The 26,892-nt window shown below is 73.8% G+C and carries 24 protein-coding genes, 1 tRNA gene and 1 riboswitch; of the genes, 18 read left to right on the forward strand and 7 right to left on the reverse strand.

Annotation, left to right across the window (positions count from 1 at the left end):
* Positions 1-214: 214 nt before the first annotated feature.
* Entirely contained in the window at positions 215-496 is a 282-nt protein-coding gene (locus ACIQTO_RS24555; RefSeq protein WP_030059737.1) for an HU family DNA-binding protein, read from the forward strand.
* 85 nt (positions 497-581) lie between these two features.
* On the opposite strand, the gene murA is transcribed toward ACIQTO_RS24555, so the two are convergent.
* The gene (gene murA, locus ACIQTO_RS24560; RefSeq protein ID WP_402391788.1) at positions 582-1,922 is read right to left on the reverse strand and encodes a UDP-N-acetylglucosamine 1-carboxyvinyltransferase; all 1,341 of its coding nucleotides are present in this window, start codon (positions 1,920-1,922) and stop codon (positions 582-584) included.
* Between the two features lie 324 nt (positions 1,923-2,246).
* On the opposite strand from murA, the gene ACIQTO_RS24565 reads away from it, so the two are divergent.
* From ACIQTO_RS24565 to ACIQTO_RS24590, 6 genes are all read left to right on the forward strand, one after another.
* A complete protein-coding gene (locus tag ACIQTO_RS24565; protein ID WP_402391790.1) occupies positions 2,247-2,831 on the forward strand; it encodes a YqgE/AlgH family protein in 585 nt (194 codons plus the stop codon).
* Between the two features lie 109 nt (positions 2,832-2,940).
* The gene (locus ACIQTO_RS24570; RefSeq protein WP_174315682.1) at positions 2,941-3,222 is read left to right on the forward strand and encodes a DUF3039 domain-containing protein; all 282 of its coding nucleotides are present in this window, start codon (positions 2,941-2,943) and stop codon (positions 3,220-3,222) included.
* 159 nt (positions 3,223-3,381) lie between these two features.
* Entirely contained in the window at positions 3,382-4,992 is a 1,611-nt protein-coding gene (locus ACIQTO_RS24575; protein ID WP_402391793.1) for a beta-N-acetylhexosaminidase, read from the forward strand.
* 321 nt (positions 4,993-5,313) lie between these two features.
* A complete protein-coding gene (locus ACIQTO_RS24580) occupies positions 5,314-6,180 on the forward strand; it encodes an FAD binding domain-containing protein (RefSeq protein WP_360627824.1) in 867 nt (288 codons plus the stop codon).
* Positions 6,177-7,415 (forward strand): 2Fe-2S iron-sulfur cluster-binding protein, encoded by a 1,239-nt coding sequence (locus tag ACIQTO_RS24585; RefSeq protein WP_402391796.1) that lies wholly within the window; start codon positions 6,177-6,179, stop codon positions 7,413-7,415. The genes ACIQTO_RS24580 and ACIQTO_RS24585 overlap by 4 nt, the downstream gene beginning before the upstream one ends.
* Positions 7,412-9,739 (forward strand): xanthine dehydrogenase family protein molybdopterin-binding subunit, encoded by a 2,328-nt coding sequence (locus tag ACIQTO_RS24590; protein WP_402391799.1) that lies wholly within the window; start codon positions 7,412-7,414, stop codon positions 9,737-9,739. The genes ACIQTO_RS24585 and ACIQTO_RS24590 overlap by 4 nt, the downstream gene beginning before the upstream one ends.
* A gap of 117 nt (positions 9,740-9,856) precedes the next feature.
* On the opposite strand, the gene ACIQTO_RS24595 is transcribed toward ACIQTO_RS24590, so the two are convergent.
* Positions 9,857-9,931, reverse strand: a tRNA-Cys gene (locus ACIQTO_RS24595).
* Positions 9,932-10,164: 233 nt separating this feature from the next.
* Positions 10,165-10,230: riboswitch (guanidine-III (ykkC-III) riboswitch) on the forward strand.
* 43 nt (positions 10,231-10,273) lie between these two features.
* Here ACIQTO_RS24595 and ACIQTO_RS24600 point away from each other — a divergent pair.
* A complete protein-coding gene (locus ACIQTO_RS24600; protein ID WP_402391802.1) occupies positions 10,274-10,588 on the forward strand; it encodes a DMT family transporter in 315 nt (104 codons plus the stop codon).
* Positions 10,589-10,695: 107 nt separating this feature from the next.
* Entirely contained in the window at positions 10,696-12,135 is a 1,440-nt protein-coding gene (locus tag ACIQTO_RS24605) for an MFS transporter (RefSeq protein WP_402391804.1), read from the forward strand.
* Positions 12,136-12,156: 21 nt separating this feature from the next.
* On the opposite strand, the gene ACIQTO_RS24610 is transcribed toward ACIQTO_RS24605, so the two are convergent.
* The gene (locus ACIQTO_RS24610; protein ID WP_402391807.1) at positions 12,157-13,446 is read right to left on the reverse strand and encodes a hypothetical protein; all 1,290 of its coding nucleotides are present in this window, start codon (positions 13,444-13,446) and stop codon (positions 12,157-12,159) included.
* Positions 13,447-13,840: 394 nt separating this feature from the next.
* Here ACIQTO_RS24610 and ACIQTO_RS24615 point away from each other — a divergent pair, with 394 nt between their 5' ends.
* From ACIQTO_RS24615 to ACIQTO_RS24625, 3 genes are read left to right on the forward strand one after another with little or no spacing between them, the layout of a single operon-like run.
* A complete protein-coding gene (locus ACIQTO_RS24615) occupies positions 13,841-14,485 on the forward strand; it encodes a class F sortase (protein WP_402391809.1) in 645 nt (214 codons plus the stop codon).
* Positions 14,482-15,798 carry an alpha/beta hydrolase gene (locus tag ACIQTO_RS24620; RefSeq protein WP_402391812.1) on the forward strand — a complete coding sequence of 439 codons (1,317 nt, stop codon included), beginning with the start codon at positions 14,482-14,484 and terminating at the stop codon, positions 15,796-15,798. The genes ACIQTO_RS24615 and ACIQTO_RS24620 overlap by 4 nt, the downstream gene beginning before the upstream one ends.
* A complete protein-coding gene (locus ACIQTO_RS24625) occupies positions 15,795-18,347 on the forward strand; it encodes a bifunctional lysylphosphatidylglycerol flippase/synthetase MprF (RefSeq protein ID WP_402391815.1) in 2,553 nt (850 codons plus the stop codon). The genes ACIQTO_RS24620 and ACIQTO_RS24625 overlap by 4 nt, the downstream gene beginning before the upstream one ends.
* A gap of 79 nt (positions 18,348-18,426) precedes the next feature.
* Here ACIQTO_RS24625 and ACIQTO_RS24630 read toward each other — a convergent pair whose 3' ends face one another.
* On the reverse strand, positions 18,427-18,870 hold the full coding sequence (locus ACIQTO_RS24630; RefSeq protein ID WP_402391817.1) for an SsgA family sporulation/cell division regulator: 444 nt from the start codon (positions 18,868-18,870) through the stop codon (positions 18,427-18,429).
* A 331-nt stretch (positions 18,871-19,201) separates the two neighbouring features.
* Here ACIQTO_RS24630 and ACIQTO_RS24635 point away from each other — a divergent pair, with 331 nt between their 5' ends.
* From ACIQTO_RS24635 to ACIQTO_RS24655, 5 genes are all read left to right on the forward strand, one after another.
* Positions 19,202-21,034: a DEAD/DEAH box helicase gene (locus ACIQTO_RS24635; RefSeq protein ID WP_402392150.1), complete on the forward strand. Its 1,833-nt coding sequence runs from the start codon at positions 19,202-19,204 to the stop codon at positions 21,032-21,034.
* A gap of 258 nt (positions 21,035-21,292) precedes the next feature.
* A complete protein-coding gene (locus ACIQTO_RS24640) occupies positions 21,293-21,532 on the forward strand; it encodes a TM2 domain-containing protein (RefSeq protein ID WP_380575655.1) in 240 nt (79 codons plus the stop codon).
* A gap of 2 nt (positions 21,533-21,534) precedes the next feature.
* Positions 21,535-21,975, forward strand: coding sequence for a DUF2752 domain-containing protein (locus ACIQTO_RS24645; protein ID WP_402391821.1), 441 nt, complete (start codon positions 21,535-21,537; stop codon positions 21,973-21,975).
* Between the two features lie 423 nt (positions 21,976-22,398).
* On the forward strand, positions 22,399-23,049 hold the full coding sequence (locus ACIQTO_RS24650; RefSeq protein ID WP_402391824.1) for an IclR family transcriptional regulator: 651 nt from the start codon (positions 22,399-22,401) through the stop codon (positions 23,047-23,049).
* A 24-nt stretch (positions 23,050-23,073) separates the two neighbouring features.
* Positions 23,074-23,880: a S16 family serine protease gene (locus ACIQTO_RS24655; RefSeq protein ID WP_402391828.1), complete on the forward strand. Its 807-nt coding sequence runs from the start codon at positions 23,074-23,076 to the stop codon at positions 23,878-23,880.
* A 177-nt stretch (positions 23,881-24,057) separates the two neighbouring features.
* Here the strand turns inward: ACIQTO_RS24655 and ACIQTO_RS24660 are convergent, their stop codons facing one another.
* Together ACIQTO_RS24660 and ACIQTO_RS24665 are read right to left on the reverse strand one after the other, a co-directional pair.
* Positions 24,058-24,840 carry an IclR family transcriptional regulator gene (locus ACIQTO_RS24660; protein ID WP_402391831.1) on the reverse strand — a complete coding sequence of 261 codons (783 nt, stop codon included), beginning with the start codon at positions 24,838-24,840 and terminating at the stop codon, positions 24,058-24,060.
* A 143-nt stretch (positions 24,841-24,983) separates the two neighbouring features.
* Entirely contained in the window at positions 24,984-25,550 is a 567-nt protein-coding gene (locus ACIQTO_RS24665) for an Lrp/AsnC family transcriptional regulator (protein ID WP_402391834.1), read from the reverse strand.
* Positions 25,551-25,753: 203 nt separating this feature from the next.
* Between ACIQTO_RS24665 and ACIQTO_RS24670 the strand changes: the two genes are divergently transcribed.
* Entirely contained in the window at positions 25,754-26,284 is a 531-nt protein-coding gene (locus ACIQTO_RS24670) for a VOC family protein (RefSeq protein WP_402391836.1), read from the forward strand.
* A gap of 55 nt (positions 26,285-26,339) precedes the next feature.
* On the opposite strand, the gene ACIQTO_RS24675 is transcribed toward ACIQTO_RS24670, so the two are convergent.
* Positions 26,340-26,888 carry a hypothetical protein gene (locus ACIQTO_RS24675; RefSeq protein WP_402391839.1) on the reverse strand — a complete coding sequence of 183 codons (549 nt, stop codon included), beginning with the start codon at positions 26,886-26,888 and terminating at the stop codon, positions 26,340-26,342.
* Between the last annotated feature and the right edge of the window lie 4 nt (positions 26,889-26,892).

Genomic DNA, 26,892 nt, shown 5'->3' on the forward strand with positions numbered 1-26,892 from the left:
TTGGCTTTCTCGGGGCCGGTCGGGGCAGGATTCGTATCCAGGCAGGCAGACGGGCCTTCGAGGGCACCGACCGCGGCACAGGGTGCGAACCCGGCCTGCGACCACGCATTGCCTGAATGAGCACTGTGTGCGGACCTGCGGCCCATCCGGTGCCCCCGGAGGGAGTACCGATGGGCCCCCGTACACCGCAAGCGAACAGACCACAGGAGTACACATGAACCGCAGTGAGCTGGTGGCCGCGCTGTCCGAGCGCGCCGAGGTGACCCGCAAGGACGCCGACGCCGTTCTGGCCGCCTTCGCCGAGATCGTCGGCGAGGTCGTCGCCAAGGGCGACGAGAAGGTCACCATCCCCGGTTTCCTGACCTTCGAGCGCACCCACCGCGCTGCCCGCACCGCCCGCAACCCGCAGACCGGTGAGCCGATCCAGATCGCGGCCGGCTACAGCGCCAAGGTGAGCGCGGGCTCCAAGCTCAAGGAAGCCGCCAAGGGCGCCTGAGCAACCCCTTGAACGCCGAGAGGCCGGGTTCCCTTCGGGGAGCCCGGCCTCTCGCCGTGGTGGCCGCCTGACCGGCGGCCGCCGGTCAGGCGGTGACCAGCCGCTCGCTGGGCAGCTCGACGTGGGCGCCGAGGTCGCGCAGCTTCTCCATGAAGTTCTCGTAGCCGCGGTTGATCAGGTCGATGCCGTGCACGGTCGAGGTGCCCTCGGCCGCCAGCGCCGCGATCAGGTACGAGAAGCCGCCGCGCAGGTCCGGGATGACCAGCTCGGAGCCGATCAGCTTGGACGGGCCGGAGACGACCGCGGAGTGCTGGAAGTTGCGGGCGCCGAAGCGGCACGGGGTGGCGCCCAGGCACTCGCGGTAGAGCTGGATGTGGGCGCCCATCTGGTTCAGTGCCCCGGTGAAGCCCAGCCGCGACTCGTACACCGTCTCGTGCACGATGGACAGGCCGGTCGCCTGGGTCAGCGCGACGACCAGCGGCTGCTGCCAGTCGGTCTGGAAGCCGGGGTGGACGTCGGTCTCCAGCGCGATCGCCTTGAGCTCGCCGCCCGGGTGCCAGAACCGGATGCCCTCGTCGTCCACCTCGAAGGCGCCGCCGACCTTCCGGAAGGTGTTGAGGAAGGTCATCATCTCCAGCTGGCGGGCGCCGCGGACGTAGATGTCGCCCTTGGTGGCCAGCGCCGCGCAGGCCCAGGAGGCGGACTCCAGCCGGTCCGGCAGGGCGCGGTGGTTGTAGCCGGAGAGCTCGTCCACACCGGTGATCAGGATGGTCCGGTCGGTGCCCATGGTGATGATCGCGCCCATCTTCTGCAGGATGCAGATGAGGTCGACGATCTCCGGCTCGACGGCCGCGTTGCGCAGCTCGGTGACGCCCTCGCACAGGACGGCGGTGAGCAGCACCTGCTCGGTCGCGCCGACCGAGGGGTAGGGCAGCTCGATCCGGGTGCCGCGCAGTCGCTGCGGGGCGACCAGGTAGGTGCCCTGCGGGTGCTTCTCGATGCTGGCACCGAACTGGCGCAGCACCTCGAAGTGGAAGTCGACGGGGCGGCCGCCGATGTCACAGCCGCCGAGGCCGGGGATGAAGGCGTGGCCCAGGCGGTGCAGCAGCGGGCCGCAGAAGAGGATCGGGATGCGCGAGGAGCCGGCGTGCGCGTCGATGTCGGCGACGTTGGCGCTCTCCACGTGGGAGGGGTCGAGGATCAGCTCGCCGTCCTCGTCGCCGGTGCGCACGGTCACCCCGTGCAGCTGGAGCAGGCCGCGGACCACCTTGACGTCGCGGATGTCCGGGACGTTGCGCAGTCTGCTGGGGCCCTGCCCGAGGAGGGCGGCGACCATGGCCTTGGGGACCAGGTTCTTCGCACCGCGGACGCGGATCTCGCCTTCGAGCGGGTTTCCGCCGTGGACCAGCAGGACGTCGTCGGTCATCGTTCTCGCAATCCGGGGTGCCAGAGGAGTGGGTGCGGCTCCGGGTGGGAGCCGGGCGGTGGACCGGTCGTACGGGCGCGCTCGGGCCCCCGGCGTGACCGAGTCGGCACCGTATAAGGGCGTCCACCATCAGTAGATGGTAGTAGGCGTCTCGGTGGTTCCCGTGTGCCTCTCCCGTGATGGTGCTCTCCCGGGGTGGTCCTCCGCCCGCCGATGCGTCCGTACGGGTGTTCGCGAGGGTGTTCGCGCGGGGCGGCGGGTCTTCGTCGGCCGGCTTCGCGTTGAGGTGTCCGGCCCCGGTGGTTCTGCGGGATCATGTGAGACATGACGGCGGCCCACACCCACGGAGGCCGGTCGCACACCGGCCGCTTGCTCGTCGCGACGCCCGTGCTCACCGACCCGAACTTCGCCCGGGCGGTGGTGCTCCTCCTCGACCACGACGCCGAGGGGGCGCTCGGTGTGGTCCTCAACCGGCCGACGCCGGTGGAGGTGGGCGCCGTACTGGACGGCTGGGGCGCCCTGGTCGGCCACCCGGCCGTGGTGTTCCAGGGCGGGCCGGTGGCGCTGGACTCGGCGCTCGGCCTGGCGGTGGCGCCGGGGGAGCCGGAGACCGTCGAGCCGCTCGGCTGGCGGCGGGTGCACGGGGCGATCGGCCTGGTGGACCTGGAGGCGCCGCCCGAGGTGCTGGCCGGGGAGCTCGGGGGCCTGCGGATCTTCGCCGGGTACGCGGGCTGGTCGCCGGGGCAGCTGGAGGCGGAGCTCGGCACCGGGGCCTGGTACCTGGTCGACTGCGAGCCGGGGGACATCTCCAATCCCGAGCCGGAGCGGCTGTGGCGCGCCGTGCTGCGCCGTCAGCGCGGCCCGGTGGCACTGCTGGCGACGTACCCGGACGACCCCACGCTGAACTGACCGGCGGACCGGCCGGCGGCCCCGTCCGGAGCGCCGCGCCGGCCGCGCGGGCGGCGTCGCCGGCACGACACTGGCCGGGTTTCCCGGGGCGCCCATAGACTTGGCACCCATGAGCACTCTTGAGCCCGAGCGCGGCCTCGGCACCGGCACCCTGGTCGAGCCCGTCCCACAGGTCTCCAACGGGGACGGCGACCACGAGCGCTTCGCGCACTACGTCCAGAAGGACAAGATCATGGAGAGCGCGCTCTCCGGGTCCCCCGTGGTGGCGCTCTGCGGCAAGGTGTGGGTGCCCGGCCGCGACCCGAAGAAGTACCCGGTCTGCCCGATGTGCAAGGAGATCTACGACGGCATCGGCAAGCCCCAGGACGGCAAGGGCGGCGACGACAAGTAGCCCGGTCCGGGCCGGGCGGTCCGGCGGGGTGCCGCCGCGCGGAGCGTCGCCCCGCGCGGCGTTCTGCACGGCGCCGTTCTGCACAGCGCCGTTTTGCACTGTGCCGCATTGTGCCGAGTGGTCTATGCCAGTTGGCCGGGCCGGGGGCAGGATGGCGGAATGGACCTCATTCCCGCCCCCTTGAGTTCCGTCCGCCTCCAGGACCAGGACTTCCCCCTCGACCGCAGCACCACCCTGACCGCGCCGCCGGCGCTGGCCGGCGCCGAGCGGTGGCTGCGCACCGCGCTGACCACCGCCACCGGGCTGCCGCTCGGCCCGGGGCGGCCCGGCGAGGGCATCGAACTGGTCCACGACGGGTCGCTGGCCGGTGAGGCGTACCGGATCGCGGTGCGCCCCGGCCACGCCGTGGTCACGGCCGGCGGCCCGGCCGGCGCGCTCTGGGGCGCGCAGACCCTGCGCCGGCTGCTCGGCCCGGACGCCTACCGCCGGGCCCCGCTGCGCGACACCGGGTGGGTGCTGCCCGGCGTCGACATCGAGGACGCCCCCCGCTTCGGCTGGCGCGGCGCGCTGCTGGACGTCGCCCGCCACTTCCTGCCCAAGTCCGACGTCCTGCGCTTCATCGACCAGCTCTCCGCGCACAAGCTCAACGTGCTCCACCTGCACCTGACCGACGACCAGGGCTGGCGGGTGGAGATCAAGCGGTACCCGAAGCTCACCGAGCTGGCCTCCTGGCGCGAGCGCTCGATGGTCGGCTACCGGTCCGGCCAGCGCCGCGACGACCGCCCGCACGGCGGCTTCTACACCCAGGACGACCTGCGCGAGATCATCGCGTACGCCGCCGAACGGGCGATCACCGTGGTGCCGGAGATCGACCTTCCGGGTCACTCCCAGGCCGCCATCTGCGCCTACCCCGAACTGGGCAACACCGACGTGGTGGACACCGCGGCCCTGGGCGTGTGGACCGACTGGGGCGTGAGCCACAACGTGCTCAACCCCTCCGAGGGCACCATCCGGTTCTTCGAGGGGGTGCTGGAGGAGGTCCTGGAGCTCTTCCCGTCCGAGTTCGTCCACCTGGGCGGCGACGAGTGCCCGAAGGAGCAGTGGAAGGACAGCGCCGCGGCCCAGGAGCGGATCCGGGAGCTCGGCCTGAGCAACGAGGACGAGCTGCAGAGCTGGGTGATCCGCCACTTCGACCGGTGGCTGGCCGAGCGCGGGCGCCGGCTGATCGGCTGGGACGAGATCCTGGAGGGCGGGCTGGCCCCGGGGGCCGCCGTCTCCTCCTGGCGCGGCTACGGCGGCGGGATCGCCGCCGCCCGGGCCGGGCACGACGTGGTGATGTGCCCCGAGCAGCACGTCTACCTGGACCACCGACAGGCCCCGGGCGCGGACGAGCCGATCCCGGTCGGCTTCGTCCGCACCCTGGAGGACGTGTACCGCTTCGAGCCGGTGCCGGCGCAGCTCGACGAGGTCGCGGCCCGTCGGGTGATCGGTACCCAGGCCAACCTGTGGAGCGAGTTCATGGACAGCGCCCGGGACATCGACTACCGGGCCTTCCCCCGGTTGGCGGCCTTCTCGGAGGTGGCCTGGTCCGCGCTGCCCGCCGACCCGGCCGAGCGCGACTACGCGGGCTTCGAGCGCCGGATGGAGTCCCACCGGGCGGTGCTGGACGCGCTCGGCGTCGAGTACCGGCCGGCCGACGGGCCGCACCCCTGGCAGCGCCGGCCCGGGGTGGCCGGACGCCCGATCGAGGGGCTGCCGCCGGTGGTCTGACCGCGGTCCGACGACCGGCCCGGTGGCGCCCGGGAACTTCTGAGTGGTCATCCGACGTCAAGAAGAGATGAACATCTGCTCCGGTCCGGTTTCGGGCCGGAGCAGATACCGCCCGGTATGCGTCCCAATCGGGCAGTTCCGTTCGCCCGTCCCGAAATGATCATCGAGCATTGTGTGCCAGAGTTGCCCAACCCGGCCCGATCGCCCGTACCCTACGGGCCAGGCCGGGCTGCCGACGCGGACACCCCGGCCGAGGGCCGCGGGCGGCAGGCGATCGATGAGCAAGTGGAGCACGGTGGGACCCAGGTGAACCGGACGATCATGCTGCCGGCCTCCCTCGACGAGGCCGTCGACGCGCTGGCCGCCACCCCGGCCGCGGTACCGGTGGCGGGCGCCACCGACTTGATGGAGGCCGTCAATGCCGGGCGGCTGCGCCCCGCCGCCCTGATCGGCCTCGGCCGGATCACCGAACTGCGCGGCTGGCGCTACGAGGACGGCGGCACCGCCGTCCTCGGCGCCGGACTCACCCACGCCCGGATGGACCGCCCCGACTTCGCGGCCCTGATCCCCGCCCTCGCCGACGCCGCCCGGACCGCGGGCCCCCCGCAGGTGCGCAACGTCGGCACCCTCGGCGGCAACATCGTCACCGCCTCGCCGGCCGGTGACACCCTCCCGGTGCTGGCCGCGCTGGAGGCCACCGCGACCCTCGCCCGGGCCGGCGCCACCCGTGAGGTCCCGGTCAGCCACCTGCTCACCGGCCTCGACCCGCTGCGCCCCGGCGAACTGCTCACCTGGGTGCGCGTCCCGCTGCTGCACGCCCCGCAGGTCTTCCTCAAGGCCACCGGCCGCAGCGGCCCGGCCCGCGCCACCGCCTCCGTCGCACTCGTCCTCGACCCCGCCCGGCGCGCCGTGCGCTGCGCCGTCGGGGCCGTCGCCCCGGTGCCGCTGCGCCCGCTGGAGGCCGAGGCCTGGGTGGCCGGCTGCATCGACTGGGACGGCAGCCGCGAGATCGACCCCACCGCGACGGCCGCCTTCGGCGAGTACGTGGCCGCCGCCTGCGTACCCGACAGCTACGGCGCCGAGGGCGCCTGGGAGGCCGTGACCGAGGGGCCGAGCGCGGCCGCCGTTCGGCTGCGGCGTACCGTATCGGTGCTGGCCCGCCGGGCACTGGGAAGGGCGCTGAAGTGACCACTGACCCCATCGGAACCCTCGACGCCGGCCCGCTCGACCACGCGCCGCAGGTCAGCCGCGAGCTGCGCCCCTGCGCCTCGTACACGCTGCGGGTCAACGGTTTCGAACGGCCCGTCACCGACGCCTGGATCGGCGAGAGCCTGCTCTACGTGCTGCGCGAACGGCTCGGGCTGGCCGGCGCCAAGGACGGCTGCGAGCAGGGCGAGTGCGGCGCCTGCTCGGTCCAGGTGGACGGCCAGCTGGTGGCCGGCTGCCTGGTGCCCGCCGCGCTGGCCGCGGACAGCGAGATCAACACCGTCGAGGGCCTGTCGGCCGGTGGTGGCGCCAGCGAGGTCCAGCAGGCGCTGGCCGAGTCGGGCGCGGTGCAGTGCGGCTACTGCACACCCGGCATGGCGATGGCCGTCCACGACCTGCTCCAGCGCAACCACCGGCCCACCGAGGTCGAGGCCCGGCAGGCGCTCTGCGGCAACCTCTGCCGTTGCACCGGCTACCGGGGCGTCCTGGCCGCGGTGCAGAGCGTCGCCGACGCCCGCGCCCTGGAGGCCGAGGAGGCGGAGGAGGCCCACGCGGCCGCCGCCGAGGCGGCCGTTCCGGCCGGCGACACCGCGTCGGCGGCGGTCCGGGCGGCGCCCGAGCCCACCGCCCGGACCGCCGCCGACCTACCGGTCTACACCGACGCCGACGCCTGGATCGAGCACGTCCCGCAGGCGCCCGTCGAGGAGACCCCGACCACCGCCGGGACGGGCCTCGGCGTCGGCGTTCCCTACGGCACCCCCGACGGCCAGGGCGGCTACGACACCGGCGTGTACGACACCGCGGTGCTCCCGCCCGTCCCGGGCATCCCCGCCCAGGCCGGCGAGGGGCAGGGGTACTACCCGCCGCAGGGCTACCCCGGGCAGCCGCCGTACCAGGGCACCCCCGCGCACGGCACCTACCTGCCCGGCGGCTACCCGGACGGGGGCTATCCGCCGCAGTCCGGCTACGACGCCTCGCCGTACGACGGCCCGGTCTACGAGCAGACCCCCGCGCACGGCATCCCGGCACCCGGCGGCGGCTTCGACGGCACCGCCTTCGACGGGGCCGGCTTCGACGGCACGCCCGCCCCCGGCACGCCGTACGTCCCCGCGCCCGCGCACGGGGGCCCGGCCGGGGGCACCGCCCCCGCCGGCGTCCCGTACGGTGCCACCCCCGCCCACGGCATCCGGCTCCCCGAGGACGACCACGCATCATGACGTCGCCTACCGACATCGGCGCAGCACCCCAGCAGGACGGCGACGAGGGCGGCGCACGGGAGCCGTTCGGGCTGGGCAGCTCCCCGCTGCGCAGCGACGCCCTGCCGAAGGCGCTCGGCATCTACCCGTACGCCGCCGACCTCTGGGCCGAGGGCCTGCTCTGGGGCGCGGTGCTGCGCTCGCCGCACCCGCACGCGCGCATCAAGGGCATCGACACCTCGGCCGCGCTCGCGCTGCCGGGCGTGCACGCGGTGGTGACCTCCGCCGACCTGCCGCCCGGTCCGGACGGCACCCCCGACGGCGCCCCGGCCGGGCCGATCGTCGCGGACCGGCCGGTCCTGGCCGCCGGTGTGGTGCGCCACCACGGCGAGCCGGTCGCCGCGGTCGCCGCCGACCACCCCGACACCGCCCGGCTGGCGGTCGGTCTGATCACCGTCGAGTACGAGCCCCTGGAGGCGGTGACCGATCCCGAGCAGGCCTTCACGGCCGGCCCGCTGCACCCGGACGGCAACCTCTTCCGGCACCTGCCGCTGCGCACCGGTGACCCCGACGCGGCCGGCGAGATCATCGTCGAGGGCCTCTACCAGGTCGGCCGTCAGGACCCGGCGCCGCTCGGCGCCGAGGCGGGCCTGGCCGTGCCGCGCCCGGACGGCGGCGTCGAACTGCACCTGTCGTCCACCGACCCGCACGGCGACCGCGACCGCACCGCCGCCTGCCTCGGGCTGGAGCCGGACCGGGTCCGGCTGGTGGTCACCGGCGTGCCCGGTGCCACCTCGGACCGCGAGGACCTCTCCTTCCAGGTCACCCTGGCGCTGCTGGCGCTGCGCACCGGCCGCCCGGTGAAGATGACCCTCACCCGTGAGGAGTCGTTCCACACCCACACCTCCCGCCACCCGGCGCTGCTGCGCTACCGCCACCACGCCGACGCCGAGGGCAGGCTGGTCAAGGTGGAGGCGCAGATCCTGCTGGACGGCGGCGCCTACGCGGACGTCTCGGCCGAGGCGCTGGCCGCCGCCGCCGCCTTCTCGGTCGGCCCCTACGTCTGCCCGAACGTCTTCGTGGACGCCTGGGCGGTGCGCACCAACAACCCGCCGGCCGGCCGGATGCGCGGCGAGGGCGCCCTGCAGGCCTGCTTCGCCTACGAGTCGCAGCTGGACCAGCTGGCCGCCCGGGTCGGCGTGGACCCGGTGGAGATCCGCCGGCGCAACGCGATGGCGACCGGTGACCCGATGCCCACCGGCCAGGCCGTCACCTGCCCCGCGCCGGTGGCCGCGCTGCTGGAGGCCGTCGCCGAGGAGCCGCTGCCCGCGCTGCCGGTGGACGACCCGGACGCCGAGTGGCTGCTGCCCGGCGGGCCCGGCGGCGCCGGCGACCCGGCGGCGGTGCGGCGCGGTATCGGCTACGCGGTCGGCATGGTGCACATGCTGGGCGCCGAGGGCGAGGACGAGGTCTCCACCGCGACGGTGCGGGTCAGCGGCGACCACGCCACGGTGATCTGCGCGGCCGTCGACGCCGGCCAGGGCTTCGCCACCCTGGCGCGGCAGATCGTGCAGTCGGTGCTGGGGATCAACGAGGTCTACATCGCACCGGCCGACAGCGACCAGTCGATCGCCGGGCCCGCCGCCCGCGGCCGGCACACCTGGGTCTCCGGCGGCGCGGTCGAGCGGGCCGCGTTGATGGTCCGCCACCAGCTGCTCCAGCCGATCGCCGCCAACTTCGGGATGTCGGTGGAGCTGCTGCAGATCTCCGACGGCAAGATCACCTCCTACGACGGCGTGCTCGGCATGCCGGTCGCGGAGGCGCTGGAGGGCAAGGAGCTCTGGGCGACCGCGCAGTGCCGCCCGCACCCGACCGAGCCGCTGGACGAGGCCGGGCACGGTGACGCGTTCGTCTCCATCGCGTTCTGCGCGATGCGCGCGGTGGTGGACGTGGACATCGAGCTGGGCGCGGTCCGGGTGGTGGACGTGACCGTGGCCCAGGACGTCGGCCGGGCGCTCAACCCGCGCCAGATCGAGGACCGGATCGAGGCGGGCGTGGCCCAGGGCGTGGGGCTGGCCCTGCTGGAGGACCTGCGCACCGAGGGCGGCCTGCTGCTGAACCCCTCGCTGACCGGCTACCGGCTGCCGACCGCCCTGGACACCCCCGAGGTCCGGATCGCCGCCCTGCTGGAGGAGCGCGACGTGGTCGCCACCTTCGGTGCCAAGGCGGTCAGCGCGGCCCCCGCGGTGGTGGCCCCGGCCGCCGTCGCGGCCGCCGTCCGGGCCGCGACCGGCCTGCCGGTCGGACGGCTGCCGATCCGGCCCGAGGACGCCGTCACCGGCTGACCGCGCGGTGGGGCGCCGGCCCGGCGCCCCACCCCCCCCGGGGTGAATTCCCGGAGAATTGCGGGAACGCCGAATGGCCGGCCCGCGTCATTCGCGCGGACCGGCCATTCATTTCGGTGGAGGCCATGACGGGAATCGAACCCGTGTAAACCGCTTTGCAGGCGGTTCCCTAAACCACTCGGGCACACGGCCGTGGAGGAGCTGTACCGCAGGTGCGCTCAGGCGCAGCGGCAACAGCGACAGGCGCGACAACACCGGGGAGTCACGGCACAGGCACGGGGTGCGGAAAGGGCCACCGTCTTCCTGTCCATCGTCGACTCCTGTCGTCGTTCGCCGTGTTGATGAATTCATCTTGGCGGAATGCCGGTCGGCACGTCAATGTCCTTGTGTAAATTCTGTGTGGCGGGCCGTGCTACCGTCGGAGGCAGGTGGTCGGAGTCCGGCCACCCCGGACGAGCGCGTCGTACCCGGTGACGACAAGACGGCGCAGCACAGCGGCAACCCGGCCGCTGCTGACTGCGGAGGTCCCTCGTCATGGCATGGCTCGTTCTCATCGTCTCCGGCGTCCTGGAGACCGTCTGGGCGGTGGCCCTGGACTCCTCCAAGGGCTTCTCCCGGCTCGTTCCCACGATCGTCTTCGGCATCGCGCTGGCGCTCAGCATGGGCGGTCTGGCGTACGCCATGCGCTCCATCCCGATCGGCACCGGCTACGCGGTCTGGGTCGGCATCGGCGCGATCGGTACGGCGCTGTACGGAATGGCCGTCCTGGGGGACGCGGTCACCGCGGCGCGGATCGGCTGCCTGCTGCTGATCGTCTCCGGCGTGGTGGGCCTCAAGGTGCTGCACTGAGCGGGCCGCCACCCCGCTCGGGACCTGTGGCCTACGCCCTGCGGACCAGTCGGCCCGGGGCCGTTGGTCAGGGGTCATAAGGGTCGACGGGCCTTACGATGTCCCGTATGACCACAGCCTCCCCCACCTCGGTCGATTCCGCCCCGATACCCCCCGACGCGACCGATCCCGGGGGTGGTGTCCTCACCGGCCGCTACCGGGCGCTGACCCTGGGGATCGTCTCCGTGGTGCTGCTACTCGCCTTCGAGGCGACGGCCGTCAACACCGCGATGCCGGTGGCGGCCCGACAGCTGGACGGGCTCCAGCTGTACGCCTTCGCCTTCTCCGGCTACTTCACCACCACGCTGTTCGCCCTGGTCGTCTCCGGCCAGTGGTGCGACCGGCGGGGCCCGCTGCAACCGCTGTTCACCGGCATCGCGGTGTTCGGCGCGGGCCTGGTGGTGGCCGGGGCGGCGCCCGGGATGTGGGTCTTCGTGGCCGGTCGGGCGATCCAGGGCCTCGGCGGCGGACTGGTGATCGTCGCCCTCTACGTGGTGGTCGGGCGGGCCTACCCGGAGCGGTTGCGGCCGGCCGTGTTCGCGGCCTTCTCCTCGGCCTGGGTGCTGCCCTCGATCGTCGGCCCGGTGGTCTCCGGCGCGGTCACCGACCACCTGGGCTGGCGCTGGGTGTTCCTCGCCGTCCCGGTGCTGATCCTGCTGCCGCTCGCGGTGATGGGGCCGGCGCTGCGCCGTTCCGAGCGGGAGCAGCCGGTGGCGACCGGCGCGGACTTCGACCGCCGCCGCACGCGGCTGGCCGCGATGGCGGCGCTGGGGGCCGGCCTGCTGCAGTACGCCGGCCAGCGGCTGGACCCGCTCGGGCTGCTCCCGGCACTGGCGGGGGCGGCGCTGCTGGTGCCCGCCGTCCTGGGGCTGCTGCCGGCCGGGACGCTGCGCGCCGCGCGCGGGCTGCCGACCGTGATCCTGCTGCGCGGGGTGGCCGCGGGGGCGTTCTTCGCGGCGGAGGCCTTCATCCCGCTGATGATGGTCACCCAGCGCGGCCTGTCGCCGACGCTGGCCGGCCTGACCCTGACCAGCGGCGGCCTCTCCTGGGCGCTGGGCTCCTGGCTGCAGGGCCGGCCCGGTGCGGAGCGGTACCGGGAGGCGATGATCCGCTGGGGCTTCCTGCTGACGGCGGTGGCGATCGCGGGGGCGGCGCTGGTGCTCGTCCCGGCGGTGCCGGCCTGGGTGGCGGCGCTGGCCTGGGGCGTCGGCGGGATCGGCATGGGCCTGACGGTGGCGAGTGTCAGCGTGCTGATGATGAGGCTCTCCGCACCGGAGGACGCCGGGGCCAACTCGGCCTCGCTGCAGATGAGCGACGCGCTCGGCAACGTGCTGCTGGTGGGCCTGTCCGGGGTGCTCTTCTCGGCGCTGGGCGGCGGCTCGGTGGCCGCCGCCCACGAGGGCGCCGAGGGCGCCGGCTCGGCCGGCGCGTTCACGGTGATCTTCCTGACCATGGCGGGCGTGGCGCTGGTGGGCGCCGTGCTCGGCGGCCGGGTCCGGAAGGGGTAGGGCCGCCCTCGCGCGCGGAGCTCAGCCGGCCGGGACGGGGGCCGGGGCGGGGGAGCCGAGGAAGGTCTCCCAGCCCGCGGCCGGCGCCTGGCCGACGGCGAGGCCCTGCAGCTTGCGCAGCACCGCCGGGTCCTGCGCGTCCAGCCAGTCGACCAGCTGGCGGAAGGAGACCAGTCGCACCTCGGGCTTGCCGGCGACGGCCTTGAGCACGTCCTCGACGGCGTTCATGTAGATGCCGCCGTTCCACTGCTCGAAGTGGTTGCCGATGACGAACGGCGCCCGGTTGGTGGTGTACGCGCGCTCGAAGCCCATCAGGTAGGAGTCCCTGGCCTGGGTCTGGTAGGCCGCGTGCAGGGAGGGGTCGGCCTTGGTGTTGCTGCCGGACTGGTTGAACATGATGTTGTAGTCCATCGACAGCACCTGGAAGGTGTGCCCGGGGAACGGGATGGACTGCAGCGGGAGGTCCCAGAGCGCCCCGCCCTGGATCTTCTGCGGCCAGACCTGCGTCCCGTTGCCGCTGCTGTCGTAGCGCCAGCCGCGCTTGACGGCCGTCGGCAGCAGGTTGCGCTGGCCCTCCAGACAGGGGGTGCGGCTGCCGATCAGTTCCCTGCGGTAGTCGAAGGGCAGTGCCGGCAGGTCGGTGAAGCCGGTGGTGGTCTTCCAGTTGGTGACGAAGTCCATCGCCTGCTGGATCTCGCTGTCCCACTCCTCCGGCGACCACTTGCCGACACCGGTGGTGCCGCAGAAGTGCCCGTTGAAGTGGGTGCCGATCTCGTGCCCCTCCAGCCAGGCCGCGTGCAGGTTCTCCAGGGTGTCGTGGATGTGCTGGTCCGAGAGGTAGCCGATGTCGGAGGCGCCGACCTTGTGCTGCGGCGGACGGTAGAGGTCCTTCTTGGCCTCGGGCAGCAGGTAGAGGCCGCTCAGGAAGAAGGTCATCGACGCGTTGTGCTCCTGCGCCAGCCGGCGGAACCGGGCGAACAGGCCGTTGTCCAGCTCGCCGGCGCCGTCCCAGGAGAAGACCACGAACTGCGGCGGGCGCTCGCCGAGCTTCAACGGCTCGGCGGCGGGCTGGTTCGGCTGGGGGCCGGTGTCCGAGGTGGAGCCGTCGCCGATCAGGGTGGCGGGGGGCTTGGGGGGCGCGGAGCCGGGGGCGGCGTGGTCCGCCGCCGGGCCGGCCGGCACCGGAACCGGGGCCGCCGTCTGCTCTCCGCCGCTCCCGCCGGTCCCGCCGTTGGCGCCGCAGCCGGCCGCGAGTGTGGCGGCGGTGGCGGCACCGGCGGCCAGTAGGGTGCGGCGGGAGAGAGCGTCCATGGTCAACTCCGTTCATGGGGCGTGCGGCAGACGCGAACTGTCCGGTCGGACAAGTGCGGTGATAGGCCTGTGAACGGGGTCAGCATGGCATGCGGACGCGATCGGTCGTTGATCCACCACGAACGGTCGCAACTGATCGCTCGATTGGTGCAACCGGACAGGTGTCCGAGGTTGTCGATGCTCATACAGGACGACTCGGGAGCGGCGTTGCCGTGACTTCTGGTCTCTCCGAGTGGTCGCCCACCTACTCGGAGCACGCGTCGGGCCGCTGACCCTGCCGATCGGGGGGTGTCGATAGGACCATCGTATTGACGTGCCTTAGGGTCCAATCCGGTTGAATTGTTCCCAGGGAACTCCCAGGAACGAGCAAGCTGTCAGCAGAGGGGAGCGCCGGGTGGGCGCCCAACAGAGCAGGAGCCCGTGGCCGGGCACCCTGGCGGTCGGCGCCGCGGTCGTCCTCGGCGCCTGGCTGCTGAACGACGGAGGCCACGCCGCCCTGCCCCCGGCGCCGGGAACGGGTCAGTCCCTCTCGGGGTTCGCCCCGGTCTCCGTCGTCCCACCGCTCGGCCCCTCCGCCCCGACCCGGATCAGGATCCCCGCCGTCAAGCTCGACGCCCCCGTCACCGGCCTCGGCCTGGACGGCGACGGCCGCCTCCAGGCGCCACCGGCCGCCGACCGCAACCTGGCGGGCTGGTACCGGGGCGGCGCCACACCCGGTCAGCGCGGTACCGCGATCATCGCGGGACACGTCGACAACAAGAGCGGGCCCGCCGTCTTCTACCATCTGGGAGCGCTGCACCGCGGCGACCGGATCGAGATCGCCCGCGAGGACGGCGCGACCGCCGTCTACCAGCTCTACGCCATCGAAGTGCACGACCGAAAGGACTTCCCGGACGACCGGGTGTACCGCCAGGCCGCCGACGCCCAGCTCCGGGTGATCACGTGCGGCGGCGGGTACAGCGAGGAACACGGCTACCAGGGAAACGTGGTCGCCTACGGATTCCTGGCCGACACCACCCGGCCGGGGAAAGCAGTATGACCTCCGTCTCGCTCGCCATCCGCTGGAACCCGATCGACTGGCCGCTCACCCAGGGCCCGATCCCGTACGCCGTGCTCGCGGCCGGCTGGGCCGCGCTGGCCCTGCTCGCCCTCACCCGGGACCGGCGCTGGCGCGGCCTGCGCCCGCTCGGCGCGGTGCTGCTCGCCCTGACGCTCACCGCCCTGGTGAAGGTCGTCGTCGACGGCTGGTGGCACCCCTTCCCCGAGGGCCTGCCCGACTACGTGCTCCGCTGGATCGGCCTCGCGCTGCTGGCGATATCCCTGGCCGGCTTCCGCGCGCCCCTGCTGTCCGGCCGTCGCCGGCTGTACGCGGCGGGCGGTGCGGCCCTGGTGCTGCTGATGGCGGCCTCGCAGGTCAACCGGGGCTTCGACCAGTACCCGACCGCCCGGATGATGCTCGCGCCCAAGACCCAGGCGCTGACCACCGGCAAGGCCCCGCAGACGGTCTCCCCGCCGCCCGGCAAGGCGCTCGCCGACGTCTGGCAGGCGCCGGCCGGGCTCCCCGCGAAGGGCACCGTGTCGAGCGCGCCGATCCCCGGCACCAAGTCCGGCTTCGACGCCCGCGACGCCTACATCTACCTGCCGCCGGCCTACCAGGCCAGCCCCCGGCCGCTGCTGCCGGTGCTGGTGCTGCTGGCCGGCCAGCCCGGCAGCCCCTCCGACTGGGTCACCTCGGGCGGCCTCCAGCAGCGGATGGACGCCTTCGCCGCCGATCACCAGGGCCTGGCCCCGATCGTCGTGATGGCCGACCAGATCGCCACCAGCATGGGCAACACCCTGTGCATGGACTCGCGGATCGCCAAGGCCCAGACCTACCTGGCCGAGGACGTCCCGGACTGGATCCACACCCACCTGCAGACCGCCACCGGCCGGACCTCGCTCGCCATCGGCGGCATGTCGCTCGGCGGCACCTGCTCCCTGCAGCTCGCCGTCAACGCGCCCCAGGTCTACGGCGCCTTCCTCGACATCTCCGGCCAGGCCGAGCCCGACCTGGGCGGCCACTCCGAGACCGTCGGCAAGGCCTTCGGCGGGGACGAGGCCGCCTTCGCCGCCGTCAACCCGGCGCACCTGATGGCGACCCGGAGCTACCCCGACACCGCCGGCGTCTTCGCCGTCGGGGCCGGGGACGCCGCCTTCCGCCCCCAGCAGGAGGCCATGTACGCGGCCGCCCGGCAGGCCGGGATGAAGGTCGAGTTCCAGCCCATCCCCGGCGGGCACAGCTGGTGGGTGTTCCGGGACGCGCTCGAACAGAATCTGCCCTGGTTGGCCAAGCAGACCGGACTGATCCCGTGATCCGACTCGGCTCGCCGCCCGTCCTGGTCGGCCAGCGCGACCGCGAACAGGACCGCGCCCCCGTCACCGGGACGCCCGCTCCCGCTCCCGGTCCCGGCCCGCGGTGGGCGGGGCAGACCGTCACCGGGTTCACCGCCCGGCTGCGCGCCGCGCCGATGACCCTCGTGCTGCTGGGCCTGCTCTGGGCGATCGGCGGCGCCACCGGCAGCCTGCTCAACGGCCCGTCCCGGGCCCTGCTGGCCCAGGTCGGGGTCGGCCTGCCGACCCTCGGCGAAGGGCGCTGGTGGACGCCGTTCACCTCGCTGCTCTGGTGCTCCGGCGTCGCCTCGTACGTCTTCACCACCCTGCTGCTGCTCCTGGTCGGCCCGGCCGCCGAGCGCCGGCTCGGTCGGCGGCGCACCCTCCTGGTGCTGGTCGGCGGGCAGGTCCTGGGCACCCTGCTCGGCACCGGACTGGTCGCCTTCGGCTCGCGGGCCGGCGAGCAGTGGACCGCCGCCGTCGCCGACCAGACCGCCGCCGGCCCGGTCGTCGGCCTGTTCGCGCTGGCCGGCGTGCTCGGCTACCGGCTGAGCGTGCTCTGGCGGCGCCGGCTGCACCTGCTGGTGGTGCTCGTCCCGCTGGTGATGACGCTGTACGTCGGCCATCTGCAGAGCGTCCAGCGGTTCGCCGGCGCCCTGCTCGGGCTCGGCGTCGGCGCGCTGCTCGCCCGGGGCCGGTGGCAGCTCCGCCCGCACCGCTCCTCGCACACCGAGACCCGGGTGCTGGTCGCGCTCTGCCTGGTGGCCGCCGCCCTCGGGCCGCTGATCGCCTCGCTGTACGACAACGCGGCCGGACCGTTCAACACCTTCTCCGAGCTCTACTTCTCGCACCGGCTCACCCCGGACGAGGTCGCCGACTTCTGTGCCCTCTCCGCCCACGACTGCGCCCGCGCGCACGCCGTCCAGCGGATCTTCGACACCCCGGCCCGGCTGATGGCCGCGCTCTTCCCCGCCCTGCTGCTCGTCCTCGCCGAGGGCCTGCGGCGGGGGCTGCGGCTGGCCTGGCGGATCACCGTCGCGACCGAGCTGCTCTGGGCCGCGCTGCTGCTCTGGCTGTTCACCGAGACCGGCACCGGCACCGGCGACGTGGTGCAGTACTTCGTCGAGGCGCTGCTGCTGCCGCTGCTCACCACCGGCCTGCTGCTGGTCACCCGGCAGCGGTTCGGCCTGCGGCTGCCGGGCGCGGCGCTCGGCCGGCTCACCCTCGTGCTCGGCGGGGCGGCGCTGGCCGCCTCGGCCGCCTACGTGGGGTTCGGCCGGCTGGTGGCCGGTCAGTTCGAGCCGACGGCGGGAGTGCGCGGTCTGATCGCCGGACTGCCGGCACAGTTCCTGCCGCCCGCCTACAACGACCTGCTGCCCGACTACCCGATCGCCGTCGGCGCGGTGGCCCGCTTCCTGGAGACGTACTGCGGCCTGGCGTTCTGGGCCGTCGCGCTGACCGCGCTGCTGGTGGCCTTCCGCCGGCCGGTGGTGCACGCGGACGCCGAGGACGCCGCCCGCGCGCGGGCCCTGCTCACCGCGCACGGAGGCGGCACGCTCTCCTTCATCACCACCTGGGACGGCAACCACTACTGGTTCGACGAGGAGGGGCGGGCCGCGGTCGCCTACCGGGTGCTCTCCACCGTGGCGCTGACCACCGGCGACCCGTTCGGCGAGCCGGAGGCCCGCCGCCGGGCGGTGGCGGGCTTCGCCCGGTACTGCGACACCCGCGGCTGGACACCGTGCTTCTACAGCGTCACCCCGGAGACCCGCGCCGCCGCCGGCCAGCTCGGCTGGCGCTCGCTGCAGGTGGCGGAGGACACCGTGGTCGCGCTGCCCGGGCTCGCCTTCACCGGCCGCAAGTGGCAGGACATCCGGACGGCCCTCAACAAGGCCGGCAAGCAGGGCATCACCGCCGAGTGGTGGGCGTACCACGACGCGCCGCTCGCGCTGCGCGACCAGATCCGCTCGATCTCGGAGGAGTGGGTCTCCGAGAAGGGCCTGCCCGAGATGGGCTTCACCCTCGGCGGGCTGGAGGAGCTGGACGACCCGGCGGTCCGGCTGCTGATCGCCGTGGACGGTGACCGCGTCGTGCACGGGCTGACCAGCTGGATGCCGGTCTACGAGGACGGCGTGCCGGTCGGCTGGACGCTGGACTTCATGCGCCGGCGCTCGGACGGCTTCCGCGGGGTGACGGAGTTCCTGATCGCCTCGGCCGCGCTCGGCTTCAAGGAGGAGGGCGCGCGCTTCCTCTCGCTCTCCGGCGCGCCGCTGGCCCGCTCCGGGCAGGACGCGCCGCCCACCGGCCTGCAGCGCACGCTGGACTGGATGGGCCGGGTGCTGGAGCCGGTGTACGGGTTCCGCTCGCTGCTGGCCTTCAAGGCGAAGTTCCAGCCGGAGTACCGGCCGATGTACATGGCCTACCCGGACCCGGCGGCCCTGCCCAGCATCACCCGGGCGATCGGCAAGGCGTACCTGCCGCACCTGACGGCGGCGCAGGGGGTCCGGCTGATGCGCCGGCTGTCCTCCTGAGGCGCTCGCCCGGGCTCGGCCCCGGGCGGTCGCCGGCGGACGATTCGGGCGCGGGCCCTGCCGGGCGCCCCGCCCCGCGTCAGCCCAGCAGCTCGGCGAGCGCGCGGTCGGCGTCCAGGTACAGGTACTCCTCGCCCTCGGGGACGACCAGCCGGCTGCGCCACAGGAAGCGCCGCAGGTCGGTGGTGTCGAAGCGGACCAGCGCGGTGCCCTCGGGCGCGCGCAGCTCGACCATGGTGCGCCGGCCCGGGGCGGGCCGGATGTGGACGTCGCCGAGGCCGGCGGCCAGTTCCAGGCCGGCCGTCAGCAGCTGACGGGCGAAGACCCACTCGATGTCCGGGCCCTGCTCCCGGCCGGTGTCCGGGCCGTCGGCCGGTTCGTCCAGCGAGAACTCGGCGGGGAAGCCCATCCGGACGGCGAGCGGGTCCTCCGGGCGGTAGGCGAGGGTGACCCGCAGGCGGGCCGAGCGGTGGGCGGAGAGGATCAAACGGGCCTGGACGGTCTCTTCGACGGCGGCGTGCACGGCGCGCGTCCCTTCTCTGGGGTGTGGGGGCCTTCTCAGTGGCATGAGGCCGGTGTGGCGGCTGTGGAGGGTGGGGGCCGGCCTCACTGGTGAGAGCCGGTGGAGTGGTCGCGCTTACGCGGTTCCCCGCACGGAATTCCGTGATCCGGGTCACATCGGTTTCCGGCCGTCCGGGTGCCATGGGGGTCGAGCCTGGCCGCCCGAACGGCGCCCAACCGGTACGCTGGACCGGTTGTCCGATTGCCGCCCGACCGTGGGCAGGGGCCGCAAAACAGCCTCTGACCTGCGATGATCCCCCTCGGAGACCGTGAGTACTGCCGCCGCCTCCTCGATGCCCCTCTTCTCCGACACGCACGAGCCGCACGCGCCCGCCCGGGCCGCCGGCCAAGGCGCGCCGGCCGCTTCGCACCACCTGTCGCCGGCCTTCCCCGGCCGGGCCCCCTGGGGGACGGCCGGCAAGCTCCGGGCCTGGCAGCAGGGTGCGCTGGACCGGTACATCGAGAGCCAGCCGCGCGACTTCCTCGCGGTCGCGACCCCGGGCGCAGGCAAGACCACCTTCGCCCTGACCCTGGCCTCCTATCTGCTGCACAACCACCTGGTGCAGCAGATCACCGTCGTCGCGCCGACCGAGCACCTCAAGAAGCAGTGGGCCGAGGCCGCCGCCCGGATAGGCATCAAGCTCGATCCCGCCTACTCCTCCGGGCCGCTCTCCCGCGAGTACCACGGCATCGTGGTCACCTACGCGGGCGTCGGGGTCAACCCGATGCTGCACCGCAACCGCACCGAGGCCCGCAAGACGCTGGTCGTCATGGACGAGATCCACCACGCCGGTGACTCGAAGTCCTGGGGCGAGGCCTGCTTCGAGGCCTTCGAGCCGGCCGCCCGCCGGCTGGCGCTGACCGGTACGCCGTTCCGTTCGGACACCAACCCGATCCCGTTCGTCCAGTACGAGGCGGGCGGCGACGGCATTCGCAAGTCGGTCGCCGACTACACCTACGGCTACGGGCACGCGCTGGCCGACCACGTCGTGCGCCCGGTGATCTTCCTGAGCTACAGCGGCAACATGCGCTGGCGCACCAAGTCCGGCGACGAGCTGGAGGCACGGCTCGGTGAGCCGATGACCAAGGACCTGATCGCCCAGGCCTGGCGCACCGCGCTGGCCCCGCAGGGTGAGTGGATCCCCAGCGTGCTGCAGGCCGCCGACCGCCGGCTGAGCGAGGTCCGCAAGGCGATCCCGGACGCCGGCGGGCTGGTGATCGCCACCGACCAGAACACCGCGCGCGCCTACGCCAAGATCCTGCGGGAGATCAGCGGGGAGAAGGCCACCGTGGTGCTCTCCGACGAGGCGGAGGCGTCCCAGCGGATCTCCGACTTCTCGGCGGGCGACTCGCGCTGGATGGTCGCCGTCCGGATGGTGTCCGAGGGCGTCGACGTGCCGCGCCTGGCCGTCGGGGTGTACGCCACCTCGATCTCCACCCCGCTGTTCTTCGCGCAGGCCGTCGGCCGTTTCGTGCGCGCCCGCAAGCGCGGCGAGACCGCGTCCGTCTTCCTGCCGACCATCCCGACGCTGCTGGGCTTCGCCAACGAGATGGAGCTCCAGCGCGACCACGTGCTGGACCGGCCGAAGAAGGAGGGCGAGGGCCTCTTCGACGAGGAGGACCGGCTGCTCGCCGAGGCCGAGCGGGCCAACGACGGTCCGGACGGCGCGGGCGGCGACGAGTTCTCCTACGAGGCGATCGGCTCCGACGCGGTCTTCGACCGGGTGCTCTACAACGCCATGGAATTCGGCATGCAGGCGCACCCGGGCAGCGAGGAGGAGGAGGAGTACCTCGGCATCCCGGGCCTCCTGGAGCCGGACCAGGTGCAGATGCTGCTGCAGAAGCGCCAGCACCGGCAGATCCAGCGCAGCAAGGCCAAGCCGGCCGAGGAGGCCGATCTGCTGGAGCTGCCGGCCGAGCAGCGGCCGGTGGTGACCCATCAGGAACTGCGCGAGCTGCGCAAGGAGCTGAACGCGCTGGTGGCGGCCTGGCACCACCGGACGAGTCAGCCGCACGGCACCGTGCACAACGAGCTGCGGCGCCAGTGCGGCGGCCCGCTCACCGCGCAGGCGACGGTCAATCAGTTGAAGGCCCGGATCGACCGGATCCGGGAATGGGCGAAGTGACGGCGCGTCGGCGACCGGTCCGACATCCCCGTTAAGGTCATGTGACGGTAAGGCATACGAGGAGAAAGTGTAGAGACAGCCGGTGTGATGATCGGCTAGTCTTCCGCGTGCCGCGCCGCCTACGGGTCTGTCGCTGCGTGCCGTCCCGTCCGGGCGGCTGCCGCAGCCCCCGTTGAGCAGGGCCGGCGACCTCACCGGTCGAGGAAGGCGACGATCCGTCGCGCCCTCGAACATGTCTTCACAAGGAGCACACCGAACGTGTCGTACCCGCCCCACGCCCAGCCCGAGCTCTCCGACAAGTCGAAGATTGTCGCCGGCATCCTGACGATCCTGCTCGGCAGCCTGGGCGTCGGCCGCTTCTACACCGGCCACATCGGCCTGGGCATCGCCCAGCTGCTGACCTGCGGCGGTCTCGGCGTCTGGTCGCTGATCGACGGCATCCTCTTCCTCACCAGCAACGACCGCACGGACGCCCAGGGCCGTCTGCTGCGCAGCTGACCTTGGACAGGCCATCCGCGGCGCGCCGCCCCGGCTCCGGCCGGGGCGGCTTCGCCGTGCCCGGGGGCCGGCTGCGCACCGCGGGGCCGCCGCTGGCCCTGCTCGTCGGCGGCCTGGCGGGCTGTGCCTACCTGTGGAACCGCGACCCGCACCTGCCCGGGCAGCTGCTGCCGTTCTGCCCCTGGCACAAGGTCACCGGACTGGACTGCCCCGGCTGCGGCGGCACCCGGATGACGTACGACCTGCTGCACGGCGACCTCGCGGCGGCCTGGCACGACAACGCGGCGCTGCTGCTCTCGCTGCCGCTGGTCGCGCTGCTCTACCTCGCCTGGCTGCGGCACGGCCTGGCCGGCCGGAGCTGGCGGCCGCCGCTCGGCCGGCGCGGCACGGCGGCGGTACTCGGCACCGCGGTGGCCTGGACGGTGCTGCGCAACCTGCTCTGACCCGCCGCCTCGGATGTGCCGCGCACCCTGCTCCGACCCGCCGCCTCGGGTGTGCCGCGGGCCCGCGCGGCCGGGCCGTGGTGCGGCGCCCCCGCCGGGCGGGCTGTCCGAACTTCGGACTGTGGTCGAACTTGTGCGCAGGACTTGCCTGCGGGTTGTGGGCATATGCCCCGGTTTGTCATGCGCAACGAAGTCGATCATGCCCGAATTTTGGACAACCACTTCCGCCGCGACAATTCCTTCACTACCTTTCCCACACGCTCTCCCACCGGGTAACCCCCGGGGGACGGGCGCCGCAGGACCGCCAGGACGTCAAGGACGACACACCGCGGCCCGAGCGCGGCCACCCACCTGCGCGCGACACCTGAGTCCCGGACCGGCGCCGCCGCTCCGGCGACCCGCCGCGGAAAGGAAATGCGCGTCGTGACTGCAGAGACCTCCCAGACCCTGGACCGCGGTGTCCGGGTCCTCAAACTCCTGGCCGACTCCGAACGCGGCCTCACCGTCACCGAGCTCGCCGCCCGGCTCGCCGTCAACCGGACCGTCGTCTACCGGCTGCTGGCCACCCTGGAACAGCACGGGCTGGTCCGCCGGGACATCGGCGGCCGGGCCCGGGTGGGCCTGGGCGTGCTGCGGCTGGCCCACCGGGTGCACCCGCTGCTGCGCGAGGCGGCCCTGCCGGCCCTGCGCAGCCTGGCCGAGGACCTCGGCGCCACCGCCCATCTCACGCTGGTCGACGGCAACGAGGCGCTGGCCGTCGCGGTGGTCGAGCCCAGCTGGACGGACTTCCACGTCGCGTACCGGACCGGGCTGCGCCACCCGCTGGGGGAGAGCGCCGCCGGGCGGGCCATCCTGGAGGCCCGCGGCTTCCCCAGCCAGCGCCGTCCGGAGCAGGGGTTCGTCATCACCCGTGCGGAGGAGCAGTCGGGCGCGAGCGGCGCGGCCGCCGCGCTGATCGGGCTGAGCGGGATCGAGGGCAGCGTCGGCGTGGTGATGCTGAACGGGCTCGTCCCCGAGCGGGTCGGCCCCCGGGTGCTGGAGGCCGCGACGGAGGTCGCCGACGCCCTGCGATAGCGCCGGGTGTGTTTGGATGCCTCTGTGTCCGACACCAAGCTGCCCAAGGCCCTGACCGCTCCCCGCACCCGCGCGCTGGCGCTGTGCGGGGTGCTGGTCGCCGCGCTGTTCGGCGTGGCGGCCTTCGTCCCGCTGCCGTACACGCTCACCTGGCCGGGGGTCACCGCGGACACCCTGGGCAGCTACCAGGACAAGCCGGTGCTGACCATCACCGGCGCTCCGGTGCGGACCACCGACGGCCAGCTGCGGATGGTGACCATCTCGGCGACCAACCCGGGGGAGCGGACCAGCTTCTGGCGGTCGCTGCAGGCCTGGTTCGACCAGGACGAGGCGGTCCGGCCGACCGAGACGGTCTACCCGCAGGGTGATCCGGCCAAGGCGGAGGAGGTCACGGCCCAGCAGATGACCGAGTCGCAGGACAGTGCCACCATGGCCGCGCTCTCCTACCTGCACCTCTCGCCGGCCCAGGTGAAGGTGAAGGTCGACCTCGGCGACATCGGCGGTCCGAGCGCGGGCCAGATGCTGGCGCTGGGCATCGTCGACAAGCTCGCCGGCGACGGCAAGGGCGGCGACCTCACCGGCGGGCTGACCGTCGCGGGGACCGGCACCATCGACGACCAGGGCGTCGTCGGCCCGGTCGGCGGCGTGCCGCTGAAGACCCAGGCGGCGGCCCGGGACGGCGCGACGGTGTTCCTGCTGCCCAAGGACGAGTGCTCGGACGCCAAGGTCAACCTGCCCGCGGGCCTGCGACTGGTGCCGGTGGGCACGCTGAGCGAGTCGATCTCCGCGCTGGACGCGCTGAGGAACGGCGGGACCGTTCCCGCCTGCTGAGGTCGCGCGGCGCGGGGGTCCTGCGGGTACCGGGTACCGGTGCCGGGTGTGACGGTCGGGCCGCGGGTGCGGGGGCCGGCCTCACGTACTGGGGGTTCGGGCCGCGGGCGTGGCGGCCGGGCGAGCCCTGTCCGCCCGGCCTGGTCCGGGCCGCGTGCCCCGGCCCGGGGAGGGTGGTCAGAGACCGAAGGCCACCGAGGCGAAGTCGTCGCTCAAGCGGGTGCGCAGCTGCGCGGCGACGGCGGCTAAACGGTGGGCCTGTGCCATCGGCAGCGACACCGAGACCGCGGCGATGCCGTTGCCCGCGACGATCGGCACGGCGGCCCCGGCGGTGCCGATCGCGTACTCCTGGTACTGCGTGATCGGCGCGGCCCGCTGTGGGCCCTGGCGGGGCAGCATCGGCAGGTGCGCGGGCTCCCGCAGGGTGTACGGAGTGAGCGCCAGCATCGGGTAGCGGGCCAGATGGGCCCGGCGCTCCTCGGCGGACATCAGGGCGAGCAGGGTCTTGCCGGCCGAGTGGGCGTGGGCGGCGGCCCGGAAGTGGCGCCGGTCGATCAGTGGCGCGCCGGGCGCGGCCACCGCGTCGACCAGTTCGACCTCTCCCTTGCGGTACCAGCTGAAGTAGACCGCCGCGGAGAGCTCGTCGGAGAGCAGGGTGAGCAGCCGGTTGAGCCGGTTGTGCCCGGCCGCCGGGCTCTCCTCCCGGCTGAGTCCGGCGACCGCCGGGCCGGTCAGGTAGAGGCCGTCGCGGCGCTCCAGGTAGCGGTCGTGCACCAGGGTGCGCAGCAGGTGGTAGGCGGTGCCGAGGGCGAGGCCGGTGTCGCGGGCGAGCTGCTTGGCGGTGGCTCCGCCGGGGTAGCGGGCGACCGCCTCCAGCAGGCGCAGGGCGCGTTGGGCGGAGGTGATCAGAGTGGGTGGGGCCGGGGGCAGGGGGGAGCGGATCGATGAATGGATCGTCATATGAGTGATCTTTTCGCGCACGATCCGCACGGACCGCTGGCATATGCCCGCCCGTGGGCCGCCGACCGGGCCGACCGACGGGCCACGCGCACCGGGCCACTTTCGCCGGGCACTTTCGCCGGGCCGACCCCGTCGGGGCCGCCCTACTCGGCGGCGGCCTGGTCCACCAGCGGAAGGATCCGGTACGGCACCGGGTTCTCCAGCGCGATCGCCGTCGAGGACCGGACGATCCCGTCGAACCCCACCACCCGGTCGATCACGCGCTGCAGATCGGCGTTGGACCGGGCCACGATCCGCACCATCATGTCCCCGCGCCCGGTGATCGTGTGCAGCTCCAGGACCTCCGGCACCGCGGCCAGGTGGGCCCGTACGTCGGAGCCCTGTCCCTGGGAGATCTCCAGCGTGGCGAAGGCCGTCACCGGGTAGCCCAGCGCCGCCGGGTCCACCTCGGGTCCGAACCCGCCGATCACGCCCTTGGCCTGGAGCCGGTCCAGCCTCGCCTGCACGGTGCCCCGGGCCACCTGGAGGCGGCGCGAGCACTCCAGCACCCCGATCCGCGGCTCCTCCGCGAGCAGCCGGATCAGCCGGCCGTCCAGCACGTCGATCGCGTCGTTGGCGCTACCGGCCGTCGGCGCCGAAGGGGCCGGTCCGGCAGCGGAGTTGGGCGATTCGGTGGAGTTCGGGGAACTCGGGGACTGGGCGGGGGGCATCGCGGGGCTCCGTCCTCCGGTGGGCATTCTGTACAGCGGTGCGGCCGATTCTCCCGCCCCGGCGCACACCTTGACCAGGAGGAAACGGAACAGTTGCGCGCCGGTCGGCCCGGCGCCACCCTCCAGCCACAACCCCGTGAGCCGGTCCCCACACCGGCCCACGGGGCCGACCGTGGTCCCGTACGCCCACCGGGAGGGCCGTCATGACCGACACCGCCGCCGAACCCGTGCTGCTCACCGCGGGCCTGGAGGAGCCCGACCTCGTCCCGATGGGGCACGCCGACGCGGTGGTCTTCGCGGTCGGCGACGCCGAACGCGCGGCACGCCGCTACGCCACCGCGCTCGGCCTGCGCTGTACCGCCTACGCCGGGCCCGACACCGGCGAGCCGGAGACCGTCTCCTACGTCCTGCGCGCGCCCGGAACGCGGTTCGTGCTGACCTCGCTGGTGCAGGTGATCGGGCCGCGCGGCCGGGAGCTGGCCGGCCACCTGGCCCGGCAGGGCGACGGGGTGGTGGACCTCGCCGTCGGCGTGCCGGACGTCCACTACGCGTACGACTACGCCGTGGACCGGGGCGCCAGCTCGCTCGCCGAGCCCTACGAGGTGCACGACCGGTACGGGGTGGTGGTGCTCGCCGCGATCGGGGTGCCCGGCGGCACCCGGCACACCCTGGTCGACCGGTCCCGCTACCGCGGCCCCTACCTGCCGGGGTACGTGCCGTTCGACCGGTGGTGACCGGGCGCTCCGGCCGACCGTTGTCCCGCCGGCCGCCGCGTCCTCGGCCCGCCGGTCAGCGGACGGCCGTCTCCACCGTCGGCGGGTGGCCGTTCCAGGCGACGAACACCGAGTTGGCCTGGTCGCCCTTGGTGAAGTCCACCCGCATCCACTGGGGGCCGTTCCAGACCTGCATCTGCCAGCCCGGATCCGGGGTGGCGGAGACCAGCGAGGCGTTGTCCGGCCGGATGTCCAGCGCGACCTTGCCGCCGGGGACCAGGTAACTGCGCACGGAGGACGTGGTGGTGGCGGCAGGGGTGGTGGGTGTGGGACGGCGCGAGGCGGGCGGGGCGCCCGGCGGCACCGCGCCGCGCTGGGTGGTCGACGAGGCCGGTGCGGGCGTCGGGCCGGAGGTCTCCGGCCGGGGCGTCGGGGTCGGTGTCGGTGTCGGCGCGGGTGTCGTCGAGGACCGTGCGCCGGTGGACGCCGGGGACGGCAGCGGCAGGGCGTTCGGCTGCTCGAACGCGGCGCCGGTCAGCACCGCGTGCACGCCGAACCAGGACAGCGCCACCGCTGCCCCGGTGGCCGCCGCCCAGGCGCCGAGCTGTACCAGTCCGTTCCGCATCGTG

It is taken from the genome of Kitasatospora sp. NPDC091207 (assembly GCF_044768625.1).
Taxonomy (GTDB): domain Bacteria; phylum Actinomycetota; class Actinomycetes; order Streptomycetales; family Streptomycetaceae; genus Kitasatospora.

Excerpts from the sequence above, each read along its gene's own strand:
- ACIQTO_RS24555 (WP_030059737.1), top strand. The coding sequence starts at position 215 with ATGAACCGCAGTGAGCTGGTGGCCGCGCTGTCCGAGCGCGCCGAGGTG.
- murA (WP_402391788.1), bottom strand. The coding sequence starts at position 1,922 with ATGACCGACGACGTCCTGCTGGTCCACGGCGGAAACCCGCTCGAAGGC.
- ACIQTO_RS24565 (WP_402391790.1), top strand. The coding sequence starts at position 2,247 with ATGACGGCGGCCCACACCCACGGAGGCCGGTCGCACACCGGCCGCTTG.
- ACIQTO_RS24570 (WP_174315682.1), top strand. The coding sequence starts at position 2,941 with ATGAGCACTCTTGAGCCCGAGCGCGGCCTCGGCACCGGCACCCTGGTC.
- ACIQTO_RS24575 (WP_402391793.1), top strand. The coding sequence starts at position 3,382 with ATGGACCTCATTCCCGCCCCCTTGAGTTCCGTCCGCCTCCAGGACCAG.
- ACIQTO_RS24580 (WP_360627824.1), top strand. The coding sequence starts at position 5,314 with ATGCTGCCGGCCTCCCTCGACGAGGCCGTCGACGCGCTGGCCGCCACC.
- ACIQTO_RS24590 (WP_402391799.1), top strand. The coding sequence starts at position 7,412 with ATGACGTCGCCTACCGACATCGGCGCAGCACCCCAGCAGGACGGCGAC.
- ACIQTO_RS24600 (WP_402391802.1), top strand. The coding sequence starts at position 10,274 with ATGGCATGGCTCGTTCTCATCGTCTCCGGCGTCCTGGAGACCGTCTGG.
- ACIQTO_RS24605 (WP_402391804.1), top strand. The coding sequence starts at position 10,696 with ATGACCACAGCCTCCCCCACCTCGGTCGATTCCGCCCCGATACCCCCC.
- ACIQTO_RS24610 (WP_402391807.1), bottom strand. The coding sequence starts at position 13,446 with ATGGACGCTCTCTCCCGCCGCACCCTACTGGCCGCCGGTGCCGCCACC.
- ACIQTO_RS24620 (WP_402391812.1), top strand. The coding sequence starts at position 14,482 with ATGACCTCCGTCTCGCTCGCCATCCGCTGGAACCCGATCGACTGGCCG.
- ACIQTO_RS24635 (WP_402392150.1), top strand. The coding sequence starts at position 19,202 with ATGCCCCTCTTCTCCGACACGCACGAGCCGCACGCGCCCGCCCGGGCC.
- ACIQTO_RS24660 (WP_402391831.1), bottom strand. The coding sequence starts at position 24,840 with ATGACGATCCATTCATCGATCCGCTCCCCCCTGCCCCCGGCCCCACCC.
- ACIQTO_RS24665 (WP_402391834.1), bottom strand. The coding sequence starts at position 25,550 with ATGCCCCCCGCCCAGTCCCCGAGTTCCCCGAACTCCACCGAATCGCCC.
- ACIQTO_RS24670 (WP_402391836.1), top strand. The coding sequence starts at position 25,754 with ATGACCGACACCGCCGCCGAACCCGTGCTGCTCACCGCGGGCCTGGAG.
- ACIQTO_RS24675 (WP_402391839.1), bottom strand. The coding sequence starts at position 26,888 with ATGCGGAACGGACTGGTACAGCTCGGCGCCTGGGCGGCGGCCACCGGG.